The following is a 15,710-nucleotide window of genomic DNA, read 5'->3' as shown; positions in this document are numbered from 1 at the left end:
CCCTGGTTCAGTGTGCTGAACCCCAACACGTTGGTATCTGGATATGGCCGAACCTCGTTTTATTCATCTGCGCGTCCACAGTGACTACTCCATGATTGATGGATTGGCCAAGATCGGCCCGTTGGTGAAAAGAGCTGCCGCGTTAGCCATGCCAGCCTTGGCCGTCACTGACTTCACCAATATGTGTGGTCTGGTGAAGTTTTATGGCAGTGCGCACGGTGCCGGGATCAAACCGATCATCGGTGCGGATTTCCATGTGCAAAGCGAAGAGCTGGGCGATGAGCTGGCACAGCTTACCGTGCTGGCAGCCGATAACGTTGGCTATCAAAATCTCACCCTATTAATCTCCAGGGCGTATCAGCGCGGCTATGGCCCGGCCGGTCCGGTGATCGATCGCGACTGGCTGATAGAACACCGCAGCGGGTTGATCCTGCTTTCCGGTGCACGCATGGGCGACGTCGGCAAGTTTCTGCTGCGTGGCAACCAGGCCCTGGTCGATCAATGCCTGGAGTTTTACCAGCAGCATTTCCCGGACAGCTATTATCTCGAACTGATCCGCACCGGCCGTGCGGATGAAGAAAACTATCTGCACGCCGCCGTAGCCCTGGCAACCGAACGTGGGTTGCCGGTAGTCGCCACCAACGACGTCCGTTTCCTGGTGGAAGATGATTTTGATGCCCATGAGATCCGCGTAGCGATCCATGATGGCTTCACGCTCGACGATCCCAAACGCCCGAAAAACTACAGCCCGCAGCAGTACATGCGCAGCGAAGAGGAAATGTGCGAGCTGTTTGCCGACATCCCGGAAGCGTTGCTAAACAGTGTGGAAATTGCCAAGCGCTGTAATGTCACCATCCGTTTGGGCGAATATTTCCTGCCACAATTCCCCACCGGCGATATGACCACCGAAGATTTCCTGGTGCTCAAGTCCAAAGAGGGGTTGGAAGAACGTCTGGAGTTCCTGTTCCCAGATCCGGAGGTCCGTGCCGAGCGCCGTCCTGAATACGATGAGCGTCTGGATCTGGAACTGAAAGTGATCAACCAGATGGGATTCCCGGGTTACTTCCTGATCGTCATGGAATTCATCCAGTGGTCGAAAGATAACGACGTGCCGGTAGGCCCGGGGCGTGGTTCCGGTGCCGGTTCGCTGGTGGCCTATGCGCTGAAAATCACCGATCTCGACCCGCTGGAGTTTGACCTGCTGTTCGAACGCTTCCTGAACCCGGAACGTGTCTCGATGCCCGACTTCGACGTCGACTTCTGCATGGAAAAACGCGATCTGGTCATTGAGCACGTGGCGGACATGTATGGCCGTGAGGCGGTATCGCAGATCATCACCTTCGGTACCATGGCGGCGAAAGCGGTGATCCGCGACGTGGGGCGCGTGCTGGGGCATCCTTATGGCTTCGTTGACCGTATCTCCAAGCTGGTGCCGCCCGATCCGGGCATGACGCTGGAAAAAGCCTTTGCCGCAGAGCCGCAGCTGCCAGAAATCTATGAGGCAGACGAAGAGGTCAAAGCGCTGATCGACATGGCGCGCAAGCTGGAAGGCGTGACGCGTAACGCCGGTAAGCACGCCGGGGGCGTGGTGATTGCGCCAACCAAGATCACCGACTTTGCCCCGCTTTATTGCGATGCCGAAGGTAACCACCCGGTCACCCAGTTTGACAAGAACGACGTGGAATACGCCGGGCTGGTGAAGTTCGACTTCCTCGGTCTGCGTACCCTGACCATCATCGACTGGGCGTTGGAGATGATTAACGCCCGTCGCGCCAAGACCGGGTTGGAACCGATAGATATCGCGGCCATTCCGCTCGATGACAAGAAAAGCTTCGACATGCTGCAACGCTCGGAAACCACTGCGGTATTCCAGCTTGAATCGCGCGGCATGAAGGATTTGATCAAACGTCTGAAGCCTGACTGCTTCGAAGACATGATCGCACTGGTAGCGCTGTTCCGCCCCGGCCCGTTGCAGTCCGGCATGGTAGATAACTTTATCGACCGTAAGCACGGGCGCGAAGAGATCTCCTATCCTGATATCCAGTGGCAGCATGAATCGTTGAAACCGGTGCTGGAGCCGACGTATGGCATCATCCTGTACCAAGAACAGGTAATGCAGATCGCTCAGGTATTAGCTGGCTATACGCTGGGCGGTGCAGACATGCTGCGTCGCGCCATGGGTAAAAAGAACCCGGTCGAGATGGCCAAGCAGCGCGGCGGTTTTGAAGATGGTGCGAAATCGCGCGGCATTGACGGCGAACTGTCGGTTAAAATCTTCGATCTGGTAGAGAAGTTCGCGGGTTACGGCTTTAACAAATCGCACTCCGCTGCCTATGCGTTGGTGTCTTACCAGACGCTGTGGCTGAAGGCCCACTATCCGGCCGAATTTATGGCCGCGGTTATGACCGCCGATATGGATAATACCGATAAGGTGGTGGGGCTGGTGGATGAGTGCTGGCGCATGGGCCTGAAAATCCTGCCGCCGGACATCAACAGCGGGCAGTATCACTTCCACGTTAATGATGAGGGCGAGATCGTCTATGGCATCGGCGCCATCAAGGGCGTGGGGGAAGGGCCGATCGAAGCAATTATCGAAGCGCGTAATTCCGGCGAGCAGGGGTATTTCAAAGATCTGTTCGACCTGTGCGCCCGCTCCGATATTAAAAAGCTCAACCGCCGTATCCTGGAAAAGCTGATCATGTCTGGGGCGTTCGATCGCCTGGGGCCACACCGCGCCGCGTTGATGAACTCCCTGGGGGATGCGCTTAAAGCGGCCGATCAGCACGCCAAAGCCGAAGCCATCGGCCAGGCGGATATGTTTGGCGTGCTGGCGGAAGCGCCGGAACAGGTGGAGCAATCCTACGCCAACGTTCCCCCTTGGCAGGAACAGGTGGTGCTGGATGGTGAACGGGAAACGCTGGGGCTGTATCTTACCGGCCACCCGATCACTCAGTACCTCAAAGAAATCGAGCGCTATGCCGGTGGCCAGCGCCTGAAAGATATGCATCCGACGGATCGCGGCAAGATGACTACTGCCGTCGGGTTGGTGATTGCTTCCAAGATCATGATGACCAAACGCGGCAACCGCATCGGCATTTGTACGCTGGATGACCGTTCTGGGCGTCTGGACATCATGTTATTCACCGATGCCTTGGAAAAATACCAGCATTTGTTGGAAAAAGACCGTATCCTGATCGCGACTGGACAGGTCAGCTTTGATGACTTTAACGGCGGGCTTAAAATGACCGCTCGTGAATTAATGGACATCAGTGAAGCACGTGAAAAATACGCTCGCGGGCTTGCTATCTCGCTGACGGACAGGCAAATTGATGACCAGCTTTTGAACCGTCTCCGTCAGTCTTTGGAACCCCATCGCTCGGGGACGATTCCAGTGCATCTCTACTATCAACGGGAAGATGCACGGGCAAGATTGCGCTTTGGTGCAACTTGGCGCGTGACGCCGACCGACCGCTTGTTGATAGATTTGCGGACCTTGGTAGGTAATGAGCAGGTGGAACTGGAATTTGACTAAAATAGGAATGCTATGAGTCTGAATTTTCTTGATTTTGAACAGCCGATTGCAGAGCTGGAAGCGAAAATTGACTCGCTGACCGCAGTCAGCCGTCAAGACGAAAAATTAGATATTAATCTGGACGAAGAGGTTCAGCGCCTGCGTGAGAAGAGCGTTGAGCTGACGCGCAAGATTTTTTCCGATCTTGGGGCCTGGCAGATTGCCCAATTGGCACGCCACCCGCGCCGTCCTTATACCCTGGATTATATCAAACACATCTTTACCGACTTTGAAGAGCTGGCAGGCGATCGCGCCTATGCCGATGACAAAGCCATTGTCGGTGGTATTGCGCGCCTCGATGGCCGCCCGGTGATGATCATTGGTCATCAGAAAGGGCGTGAAACCAAAGAGAAAATCCGCCGCAACTTCGGTATGCCAGCACCGGAAGGCTATCGCAAAGCGCTGCGCCTGATGGAAATGGCCTCCCGCTTCAAGATGCCGCTGATCACCTTCATCGATACCCCAGGTGCTTATCCTGGCGTGGGTGCGGAAGAGCGTGGCCAGTCTGAGGCGATCGCCCGCAACCTGCGTGAAATGTCTCGCCTGAATATCCCGGTGATCTGCACCGTGATCGGCGAAGGCGGCTCCGGCGGGGCATTGGCGATCGGCGTGGGCGATAAAGTGAATATGCTGCAGTACAGCACCTATTCGGTGATCTCGCCGGAGGGCTGTGCCTCGATCCTGTGGAAAAGTGCCGATAAGGCACCGATTGCCGCAGAAGCGATGGGCATCACTGCACCGCGTCTGAAAGAGCTGAAGCTGATCGATTCTGTGATCCCAGAGCCTTTGGGCTCCGCTCACCGCGACGTACCGGCAATGGCGGCTTCGTTGAAAGCCCAACTGTTGGCGGACTTGGCGGATCTGGATGGCCTGAACAACGAAGAGTTGCTCAACCGTCGCTATCAACGGCTGATGAACTACGGTTACTGCTGAGTTTGTTCGCCTGATGACTAACCGCCTTTCGGGGCGGTTTTTTTATGCGCGTAAGACAGCCCCGGCTTTTTATGTTGTTATAAGCTATTGGTAGTTAACTGAAGGATAGCTGCGATGAATATCATTGCGATCATGAGCCCGATGGGCGTGTATTACAAAGACGAGCCTATCCGCGAACTGCACGTGGCGCTGGCCTCAATGGGTTTCCAACTGGTGTTCCCGAAGAACAGTGGTGACCTGCTCAAGCTGATCGAACACAATGCGCGTATCTGTGGGGTGATCTTCGACTGGGATGAATACAGCCTGGAGCTGTGCAGCGAAATCAATGAGCTGAATGAATACCTGCCGCTGTATGCGTTTATCAACACTCACTCCACGTTTGACGTCCACCTGCACGAAATGCGTATGGTGCTCTATTTCTTCGAGTATGGTCTGAACGCTGCCGACGATATCGCCCAGCGCATTCGCCAGTATACCGATGAATATATGGATACCATCACTCCTCCGCTGACCAAGGCGCTGTTCACCTATGTGAAGGAGGGGAAATATACCTTCTGTACGCCGGGCCATATGGCGGGCACCGCGTTCCAGAAAAGCCCGGTGGGCTGCCTGTTCTACGATTTCTTTGGTGCCAACACCCTGAAGGCGGATATTTCCATCTCGGTGACGGAGCTCGGCTCGCTGCTGGATCACACTGGCCCGCATCTGGAGGCGGAGGAGTACATTGCCCGCACGTTCAACGCGGAACAGAGCTATCTGGTGACCAACGGTACCTCTACCGCCAACAAGATTGTCGGCATGTATTCGGCACCTGCCGGAAGTACGGTACTGATTGACCGTAACTGCCATAAGTCGCTGTGTCACCTGCTGATGATGTGTGACATCGTGCCGATTTACCTGCGCCCGCTGCGTAACGCGTACGGTATTTTAGGCGGCATTCCCCAGCGCGAATTTACCCGCGACAGCATTGCCAAGCGGGTGGAAGACACAGCCAACGCCAGCTGGCCGGTGCATGCGGTGATCACCAACTCCACCTATGATGGCCTGCTGTATAACACCGATTACATCAAGCAAACGCTGGACGTGGCGTCGATCCACTTCGATTCGGCCTGGGTGCCTTACACCAATTTCCACCCGATTTATGACGGCAAAAGCGGCATGAGTGGCGATCGCATCCCAGGCAAGGTGATCTATGAAACTCAATCGACCCACAAGCTGCTGGCGGCGTTCTCTCAGGCTTCGATGATCCACATTAAAGGGGATTATGATGAGAACACCTTTAACGAAGCTTACATGATGCACACCACCACTTCGCCGCATTATGGCATTGTGGCTTCAATGGAAACCGCTGCGGCGATGCTACGTGGCAATCCAGGGCGGCGCATGATTAACCGTTCGGTGGAGCGAGCCCTGCATTTTCGTCGTGAAGTGCAACGCCTGCGCGCTGAGAGTGATACCTGGTTCTTCGATATCTGGCAGCCGGAAGAGATTGACGAAGCACAGTGCTGGCCGCTGAATCCGGACGATAACTGGCATGGCTTTGGCCAGACCGACAGCGATCATATGTATCTGGATCCGATCAAGGTCACCATTTTGACGCCGGGGATGAACGAACTGGGTGAGCTGGAGGAAAGTGGGATCCCTGCCGCGCTGGTAGCGAAATACCTGGATGAGCGTGGGATCGTGGTGGAGAAAACCGGCCCGTACAACTTGCTGTTCCTGTTTAGCATTGGTATCGACAAGACCAAGGCGATGAGCCTGCTGCGCAGCCTGACGGATTTCAAACGAGCTTACGATCTTAACCTGCGGGTGAAGAACATGCTGCCGGATCTGTATGCGGAAGATCCGGACTTCTACCGCCATATGCGCATTCAGGATCTGGCCGCCGGGATCCACCAACTGATCCGCCAGCACGATTTACCGGGCCTGATGTTGCGTGCGTTTGACGTATTGCCAGAAATAAAGCTGACGCCTTATGAGATGTTCCAGCAGCAGGTACGCGGCAATGTGGAAACCTGCGAGATCGATCAGTTGATCGGCAAGGTGGCGGCGAACATGATCCTGCCTTATCCGCCGGGCGTACCGGTCGTGATGCCGGGGGAGATGATCACCGAAGAGAGCCGGGCGGTGCTCGATTTCCTGCTGATGCTGTGCTCGATCGGTGAACACTATCCAGGTTTTGAAACCGATATCCACGGCGCTAAACTGACCGAGGATGGGCGCTATCTGGTGAAGGTGCTGAAAACTAAATAACTTACGGAGTCCATCCATGTTGGCATTACGACAGGTTCACCATATAGCGGTGATTGGTTCTGATTACGTCGCCAGTAAGCGCTTTTACTGCGATATCCTGGGGTTCACCCTGTTAGCGGAATATTACCGTGAAGAACGCGACTCCTGGAAAGCCGATCTGGCGCTGAATGGCCAATACGTCATTGAACTGTTTTCTTTCCCATCCCCTCCAGCCAGGCCGAGCCGCCCGGAAGCCTGTGGCCTGCGTCACCTGGCATTCAGCGTAGAGGATATCGAGGCATCGATCGCGCATTTACAGGCGGCAGGGGTCGTTTGCGAGCCGGTTCGGGTCGATCCCTATACCCAATCCCGCTTTACCTTTTTCAGCGATCCTGACGGATTACCGCTCGAATTATATGAACTATGAATGCTTAATCTGCTGAGAACGGCCCAAGTTATGGGTCGTTATGCTATCATCGCGCCCTTGCCCTCAGTGTCCACAGAGTTATTTCCGCCATGCAAGAGCCTGTTTTCCGCGTCGGGGAGTGGCTGATCACCCCGGCCGACAACCGCATAAGCCGTGATGGGCGTCAACGGACGCTGGAACCGCGCCTGATCGATATGTTGCAGTACTTTGCCCAGCACCCGGACGTGGTGCTCAGCCGCGACGAGCTGATTGATAACATCTGGAAGCGCAATATCGTCACCAACCATGTGGTGACCCAGTGTATTTCCGAACTGCGCAAATATCTGAAAGACGGCGATCCAGACAGCCCCGAATACATCATCACCGTCCCCAAACGCGGTTATAAACTAACGGCACCGGTCATGTGGTGTGAAGAGGGGGAGGACGCGCCGCCGTTGCTACCCCAGGTGGCCGTGGTAATGCATGAGCCGGAAGATGGCAGCGAGGAAGAGGCTCCCGCCTATATACCGTCGCGCCCGCCCACCAAGCCAAAGACCCTGTTACCTAGTGCGGCAGGTCGTTTTTATCAACGCTCACCCTTTTGGGTCTGGCTGGCTTTCCTGGCGGCGCTGTCTGCCTGCGTCGCCTTTGTTGGCATTGCGACCCTGTCTCAGCGCATACCGGTGTCCACTATGCCGGTGTTGCTCAACCCGCGTGATATCGATATTCGTATCCAGGGTGGCAACAGCTGCAGCAACTGGACGCCACAGCTCTCTTACGTAGTTGGCGTGAGTGAGCTGGTTACCGACGCGCTGAATACCTATTCCACGTTCCTGGTACACGATCAGACTAACTACAACTTTGCCGGGCCGAGCAGCTCTGGCAAGTCGCTGTATATCGAGTTCGTTAACCAACGCCATTACCGTGCCCAGCAATGCTTCCTGTCGGTGCGGCTGGTGGATAATGCCGACAGCTCGATCATGCTGGATAAGCGCTACTTTATTACCACCGATAATCAGCTAAAAATTCAGCAGGATTTCCTTGCCAGCCTGTCGGCGGCGCTGAAACAGCCTTGGCCGCAGCAACTGGCGCAGCGTTTGGCGCAGCTGCTGCCGCAAAATGGCCCGGCGCTGCAGCGTTTCTATCAGGCACATCAGTTGCTGGTACAGGGAGATGCGGACTCACTGACCCGCGCCAGCAGCCAATTGGAGGCAATAATCAAAGCCTCGCCGGACTTTGAGTATGCCGTTGCCGAAAAAGTGCTGGTGGATTTGTTGCGTAACTCCTACCAACCCCTTGATGCGGCCGAACTCGCACAGCTACGAACGGATATTACCCGGCTGGGGACGTTACCAGCATTGGTAAATTCACCCATCTTGCAGCAGATAGTTACCGTCGATGCCTTGTCGCAGGGAAAAACCGATGAGGCTTATCGCGCCATTAATAAAGCTATCGATCTACAGATGTCATGGTTGAACTATGTATTACTAGGCAAAGTCTACGAAATGCAGGGCCATAACCATCAGGCTGCGGATTCTTATATTACGGCTTTCAACCTTCGCCCCGGTGAAAACACGCTGCATTGGATCCGTAATGGCGTATTCCAGACCTCAGTCACCGCCGTTGTTCCTTATTTAGACAACTACGACACGCAAAAATAACTCTATTGCCAACTGTTCTTTTAAAACAGCGACACTTAAAGTCTAAGGTCGGTGGGAGTCATGCAGGTTAGCCGACCGTTGAGCGCAGGGATGCGCGATTGCGAGCCCCCAGGGATGGGTTTACGGCGTGTCGGCGTTCTGCATGACTCCCATCGGCTTCACTCTTAATTCCCGCTATCCCATGTAAATATCCTGTTGTTTCTAAACAAACTTTATCTTTTCTTTAGCTTATCCTGCCTTCTTGATAAGTGAGTCAAAAACCTCCGGATATCATTTGTAGGATCATGAGCGTAATTTCACCTTATCTTTAGGACTTTATTTTGGCCGATCGTTAGCATCCTGATTATCAAGTCTGTTCATTAATCTCGCCTCTTAATGCTCAGCACTTACCAGCATCGATAATCAGGAGAAACTGACCATGGCTTCATCCAAGAAAATAGGGCTTATTGCCTGCACCGGCGTCGTCGCCGGTAATATGATGGGGAGCGGGATTGCCTTATTACCGGCAAACCTGGCAAGTCTGGGATCTATCGCCATCTGGGGATGGGTAATTTCTATCATCGGCGCGATGTCATTGGCTTATGTTTACGCCCGCCTGGCGACCAAAAACCCGCAGCAGGGTGGGCCAATTGCCTATGCGGGGGAAATCTCCCCGGCGTTCGGTTTCCAGACTGGCGTACTTTACTACCATGCCAACTGGATCGGTAACCTGGCAATCGGCATTACCGCCGTTTCTTATCTCTCTACTTTCTTCCCCGCGTTGAATAATCCGGTACCGGCCGGGATTGCCTGTATCGCCATCGTCTGGATATTCACCTTTGTCAATCTGCTGGGGGGCACCTGGGTCAGCCGCTTGACCACGCTGGGCTTGGTACTGGTCTTGATCCCGGTAGTGGTCACCGCCGTGGCCGGTTGGCACTGGTTTGATGTTGCCACCTATCAAGCCAACTGGAATACCTCGGGTACCACCGACAGCCATGCCGTGGTGAAAAGTATCCTGCTCTGCCTGTGGGCGTTTATCGGCGTTGAATCCGCCGCCGTCAGCACCGGGATGGTGAAAAACCCCAAACGTACCGTACCGCTGGCTACCATGCTGGGTACCGGCCTGGCTGGGATTATCTACATTGCCGCCACTCAGGTGATGAGCGGGATGTTCCCAGCGGCGCAAATGGCCGCCAGCGGTGCGCCATTCGCCATCAGCGCTTCCGCCATTATGGGTAACTGGGCCGCTCCGATGGTATCCGCCTTCACCGCCTTTGCCTGCCTGACCTCGTTGGGTTCCTGGATGATGCTGGTAGGCCAGGCCGGGGTGCGTGCGGCCAACGACGGCAACTTCCCGAAAGTGTATGGCGAACTGGATAAAAACGGCATTCCGAAGAAGGGCCTGCTGTTGGCAAGCTGCAAAATGACCGCGCTGATGGTGTTGATCACCGTGATGAACTCCAGCGGTGGCAAGGCTTCCGACCTGTTCGGCGAACTGACCGGTATCGCGGTGCTGCTGACCATGCTGCCTTACTTCTACTCCTGCGTTGACCTGATCCGCTTTGAAGGCGTCAACGTGCGTAACCTGCTGAGCCTGGTGGCGTCGGTACTGGGCTGTGGATTCTGCTTTATCGCCCTGATGGGCGCCAACTCCTTCGAGCTGTCCGGCACCTTTATCGTCAGCCTGATCATCCTGATGTTCTATGCCCGCAAAATGAATACCCGCCAGGTTGCCAAAGCAGCCGCAGCGGTCAACGACAGCACCACGGCCAAAGCGCACTGAGATTGCGTGCTCTGACCCACTGAATTTACCCAGCCCCTTTCTTTCCGACCTGTCAGCCGCGACGGGAAGGGGCCCGCTTTGCCTGGAGAAATGATTATGAACGTTATTGCCATCATGAATCACATGGGTGTCTACTTCAAAGAAGAGCCGATCCGCGAACTGCATCAGGCGCTGGAAAGCCTGGACTTCCGCATCGTCTACCCTAATGACCGTGAAGATTTATTAAAGCTGATCGAAAATAATGCCCGCCTGTGCGGCGTGATTTTCGACTGGGACAAATACAATCTTGAGCTGTGTGAAGAGATCAGCCAGCTCAATGAATACATGCCGCTGTACGCCTTCGCCAACACCTATTCGACGCTCGATGTCAGCCTCAACGATCTGCGCATGCAGGTGCGCTTCTTCGAATACGCGCTGGGCGCGGCAAAAGATATCGCCGCCAAGATCAAACAGAACACCGACGAGTATATCGATGCCATCCTGCCACCGCTGACCAAGGCGCTGTTCAAATACGTGCGTGAAGGCAAATATACCTTCTGTACTCCAGGCCATATGGGCGGCACCGCCTTCCAGAAAAGCCCGGTAGGCAGCCTGTTCTATGACTTCTTTGGCCCGAATACCATGAAGTCTGACATCTCCATTTCGGTTTCCGAACTGGGTTCGCTGTTGGATCACTCCGGCCCGCACAAAGAGGCCGAAGAGTATATTTCCCGCGTGTTCAATGCCGAACGCAGCTACATGGTGACCAACGGCACCTCTACCGCCAACAAGATTGTTGGTATGTATGCCGCTCCGGCAGGCAGCACCGTGCTGATCGACCGTAACTGCCACAAATCATTGACCCATCTGATGATGATGAGTGACATCACGCCGATCTACTTCCGGCCAACCCGCAATGCCTACGGAATTCTCGGCGGTATCCCGCAGAGCGAATTCAGCCGCGCCACTATCGCCAAGCGGGTGAAAGAAACGCCGAACGCCAGCTGGCCAGCGCACGCGGTGATCACCAATTCCACCTACGACGGCCTGCTCTACAACACCGATTTCATCAAACAGACTCTGGACGTTAAATCGATCCACTTTGATTCCGCCTGGGTGCCTTACACCAACTTCCATCCGATCTACAAAGGCAAATGCGGCATGAGCGGGGGCCGGGTTGAAGGCAAGGTGATCTATGAAACCCAGTCGACCCACAAACTGCTGGCGGCGTTCTCGCAGGCTTCGATGATCCACGTTAAAGGGGACATCAACGAAGAGACCTTTAACGAAGCCTATATGATGCACACCACTACCTCGCCGCATTACGGCATCGTGGCGTCCACCGAAACCGCCGCTGCGATGATGAAGGGCAACGCCGGTAAGCGCATGATTAACGGTTCCATCGAGCGTGCCATCAAGTTCCGCAAGGAAATCAAACGGCTGAAAGTGGAGTCCGAAGGCTGGTTCTTTGACGTCTGGCAGCCGGAGCATATCGATGAGCCAGAATGCTGGCCGCTGCGTTCCGACAGCGCCTGGCACGGCTTCAAAAACATCGATAACGAACACATGTATCTCGACCCGATCAAGGTGACCATCCTCACCCCAGGGATGAGCAAAGAAGGCGAGATGCAACCGTTCGGTATCCCGGCCAGCCTGGTCGCCAAGTACCTGGATGAACGCGGCATCATCGTGGAGAAAACCGGCCCGTACAACCTGCTGTTCCTGTTCAGCATTGGTATCGATAAAACCAAAGCGTTGAGCCTGCTGCGCGCGATGACCGATTTCAAACGCTCGTTCGATTTGAACCTGCGGGTGAAAAACATGCTGCCATCGCTGTATCAGGAAGCGCCCGAGTTCTATGAAAACATGCGCATCCAGGATCTGGCGCAGAACATCCATCGCCTGGTCGAGCATCACAACCTGCCGGACCTGATGTACCGTGCGTTTGAAGTGCTGCCAACCATGGTGATGAACCCTTACCACGCCTTCCAGAAAGAGCTGCACGGCGAAGTGGAGGAAGTATATCTGGAGGATATGGTCGGCAAGGTCAATGCCAATATGATCCTGCCTTATCCTCCAGGCGTGCCGTTGGTGATGCCGGGGGAAATGCTGACCGAAGAAAGCCGCCCGGTGCTGGAGTTCCTGCAAATGCTGTGTGAAATCGGCGCGCATTATCCGGGCTTTGAGACCGATATTCACGGGGCGTACCGCCAGCCGGATGGCCGCTACACGGTGAAAGTGTTGAAAGCGGAATAATGGCATCACAGGGGAAAGCACAGACGCTTTCCCCTTGCTTATCCTGATGGGAGTACACCATGAAAACACCCTCACAGCCGCGCGCTATCTACTATGTCGTTGCAATCCAAATCTGGGAGTATTTTAGTTTTTACGGCATGCGCGCGTTACTGATCCTCTATCTGACCCACCAGTTAGGCTACTCCGATAGCCACGCCATCACCCTTTTCAGCGCTTATGCCTCTTTGGTTTATGTCACCCCCATTCTTGGCGGCCTGCTGGCCGATCGCCTGTTGGGTAACCGCGTCTCGGTGATTGCCGGGGCGGCCTTGATGACCGTGGGCCATATCGTATTGGGGCTGGGTTCGGTCTCTGCCAACTCTCTTTACCTGGCGCTGGGCATAATCATCTGCGGCTACGGCCTGTTTAAATCCAATATCAGCTGCCTGCTGGGAGAGTTGTATCAGGCGCAGGATCCACGGCGGGAAGGCGGGTTTTCTCTGCTGTATGCGGCGGGGAACGTTGGCTCTATCCTAGCTCCGATCGCCTGTGGGTTGGCCGCTGAACGTTATGGCTGGCACGTCGGCTTTGCGCTGGCGGGAATAGGGATGTTTGCCGGGCTGATGATCTTCCTGTCGGGAAGTAAACATTTTCGGCATACGCGCGGGGTGAATATCCCGCTGATACAGGCCACCACGCTACGCTTGCCGCATTGGTTCTGGCTGGTGGCAGGGGTGCTGTGTGCTCCGCTGTTTTTCGCGCTGTTGTTTATTCACAACTGGGCCGGCTATCTGCTTGGCGTAGTGTGCGCCGCTGCGGTGATGATCGTCATGCGTATCCTCTGGCGGGTGAGCGGTGAACAACGGCGGGCGTTATGGCAAATCATCATCTTGATGCTGCTGGGGACGCTGTTTTGGGCCTTTGCCCAACAGGGCGGCAGTTCGATCAGCCTGTTTATCGATCACTTTGTTGACCGGCAATGGTTCTCCTGGTCGGTACCTACTGCGCTGTTCCAGTCGGTAAACGCCTTTGCGGTCATGCTGGGCGGCGTACTGCTGGCCTGGCTGATGCGTAGCAGCCAGGGAAACGCTCAGACGGTGCGCATTTGGTGCAAGTTTGCCTTTGGCCTGCTGTTGATTGCGGTGGGCTTTATGCTGATGGCGCTAAATGCGCGCTGGGGGGAACTGCATGGCCAGGCCTCGATGGGGATGATGGTGGCCGGGCTGGCGGTGATGGGATTTGCCGAACTGTTTATCGATCCGGTGGCGATGGCCCAAATCACCCGGTTGGATATTCCTGGCGTCACCGGCGTGTTGACCGGTATTTATATGCTGGCGACCGGCTCGGTGGCTAATTATCTCGCGGGCCTGATTGCCAATCAGACCACCGAAAGCCAACTGGGTAATGCGATGATCGAAGCTTATGGCAAGGTTTTCACCCAGATAGGCTGGGGAGCCGCAGGCTGCGCCGCCTTGGTGCTGGCGGCTCTGGGGCTGTGGTGGGGAATGACCCGGCGCAATGATAGCGCGGTTAATGCTTGATTGATGGCGGTGGGCTGGTTAACGTGCAGCTATGTAGATGTCACTAAGCTCAATTGATGAAGACCCACCACCTCCTGACACAGATTGCCGACCATCTAGGGGCTGAACGCCAACTACTGCTGGCGTTCAGCGGCGGCCTGGATTCCAGCGTGCTGTTGCATCTGCTGATGCTGTTGCGCCAGCAGCAACCGGACATTGTCCTGCGCGCGGTGCATGTCCACCATGGCCTGAGCCGTTTTGCCGATGATTGGGTGGCACATTGCCAGCAGCAATGCGAACGCTGGCAGGTACCGCTGGTGATAAAACATGTTCAGCTAGAGGGGCGGCCTGGAGGTATCGAGGCCGCGGCCCGTTCGGCCCGCTACGCTGCTTTCGCAGAAACGTTGGCCGTAGACGAGGCTTTGCTGACGGCGCAGCATCTTGACGATCAATGTGAAACCTTCTTGCTGGCCTTAAAACGGGGCAGCGGCCCTGCGGGGTTGTCTGCCATGGCGGCACAAACCCGTTTGGGTAACAATCCCTTATTGCGCCCGCTGTTGGGAATATCTCGTCAGCAGTTGGAAGCCTACGCACACCAGCATCAACTGCAGTGGATCGAGGATGACAGCAATCAGGATCCCCGCTTCGATCGCAACTTCTTACGTCTGAACGTTCTGCCGATAGTGAATCAACGTTGGCCGCATTTTGCTGCCGCCACCGCCCGCAGCGCTGAATTATGTGCCGAGCAGGAGCAACTGCTGGATGAGCTGCTGGCCGAGCAATTGACCCAACTGCTGGATGGCGAAAACTCGCTCGCTATCGCCGAATTGGCTACCTGTTCTGCGGCCAGGCGCTATGCTTTGCTACGGCGCTGGATTGGGCTGTTTGGCGTCACCATGCCTGCGCGAGATGGCTTGCATCGGCTATGGCAGGAAGTGGCGTTAAGCCGGGAAGATGCCGAACCACAGTTGCAACTCGGGAACTACCAGATCCGCCGTTTTCGCCAGCGCTTGTATCTGCTACCGCTGATGTCTGATCTGAGCGGCGCACAATTGCCCTGGCCTAATGAGGCCCCACTGGCGTTACCAGACGGACTGGGTACTCTGTACGTGGGCGAAGGTGAATGCCAGATACGCGCCCCTTTAGAGCATGAGTCGGTCAGCGTGCGTTTTACCGCCAAGGGCAGGGTGCGGATTGTTGGCCGTGCCGGTTCACGTCCGATCAAAAAACTGTGGCAAGAGTTGGCTATTCCACCGTGGCAGCGTGAACGTATCCCATTGGTCTATTATGATGAGCAGTTAATCGCTGCCGTGGGCGTATTTATTACTGAGGAAGGGCAAGCGTCTGCGGGGCAACCGGCTTGGCGGCTTGGCTGGAAAAAAAATAATAACAATCTGCTGTGAGGAGT

The 15,710-nt window shown here is 55.4% G+C and carries 9 protein-coding genes; all 9 read left to right on the top strand.

The window, feature by feature from the left end; genetic code table 11:
• Positions 1-43: 43 nt before the first annotated feature.
• Positions 44-3,532 carry a DNA polymerase III subunit alpha gene (gene dnaE / locus KGP17_RS21105; protein WP_071682796.1) on the top strand — a complete coding sequence of 1,163 codons (3,489 nt, stop codon included), beginning with the start codon at positions 44-46 and terminating at the stop codon, positions 3,530-3,532.
• A 12-nt stretch (positions 3,533-3,544) separates the two neighbouring features.
• Positions 3,545-4,504, top strand: a complete 960-nt coding sequence (accA, locus tag KGP17_RS21100) for an acetyl-CoA carboxylase carboxyl transferase subunit alpha (RefSeq protein ID WP_021806103.1) — start codon at positions 3,545-3,547, stop codon at positions 4,502-4,504.
• A 114-nt stretch (positions 4,505-4,618) separates the two neighbouring features.
• Positions 4,619-6,757: a lysine decarboxylase LdcC gene (locus tag KGP17_RS21095; RefSeq protein WP_223498279.1), complete on the top strand. Its 2,139-nt coding sequence runs from the start codon at positions 4,619-4,621 to the stop codon at positions 6,755-6,757.
• Positions 6,758-6,773: 16 nt separating this feature from the next.
• The gene (locus KGP17_RS21090) at positions 6,774-7,163 is read left to right on the top strand and encodes a VOC family protein (RefSeq protein ID WP_094983125.1); all 390 of its coding nucleotides are present in this window, start codon (positions 6,774-6,776) and stop codon (positions 7,161-7,163) included.
• Positions 7,164-7,252: 89 nt separating this feature from the next.
• Positions 7,253-8,803, top strand: a complete 1,551-nt coding sequence (gene cadC / locus KGP17_RS21085; RefSeq protein ID WP_094983124.1) for a lysine decarboxylation/transport transcriptional activator CadC — start codon at positions 7,253-7,255, stop codon at positions 8,801-8,803.
• 418 nt (positions 8,804-9,221) lie between these two features.
• On the top strand, positions 9,222-10,568 hold the full coding sequence (gene cadB, locus KGP17_RS21080; protein WP_021806100.1) for a cadaverine/lysine antiporter: 1,347 nt from the start codon (positions 9,222-9,224) through the stop codon (positions 10,566-10,568).
• 96 nt (positions 10,569-10,664) lie between these two features.
• Complete coding sequence (gene cadA / locus KGP17_RS21075; RefSeq protein WP_021806099.1) at positions 10,665-12,803, top strand: lysine decarboxylase CadA; 2,139 nt, start codon at positions 10,665-10,667, stop codon at positions 12,801-12,803.
• Positions 12,804-12,862: 59 nt separating this feature from the next.
• Entirely contained in the window at positions 12,863-14,323 is a 1,461-nt protein-coding gene (gene dtpD / locus KGP17_RS21070; protein WP_094983122.1) for a dipeptide permease DtpD, read from the top strand.
• A gap of 56 nt (positions 14,324-14,379) precedes the next feature.
• A complete protein-coding gene (tilS, locus tag KGP17_RS21065; RefSeq protein ID WP_223498278.1) occupies positions 14,380-15,705 on the top strand; it encodes a tRNA lysidine(34) synthetase TilS in 1,326 nt (441 codons plus the stop codon).
• Positions 15,706-15,710 lie beyond the last annotated feature (5 nt).

It is taken from the genome of Serratia sp. JSRIV001, from assembly GCF_019968745.1.
Taxonomy (GTDB): Bacteria; Pseudomonadota; Gammaproteobacteria; order Enterobacterales; family Enterobacteriaceae; genus Chania; species Chania fonticola_B.
This window is presented reverse-complemented; position numbering and strand designations above follow the sequence as displayed.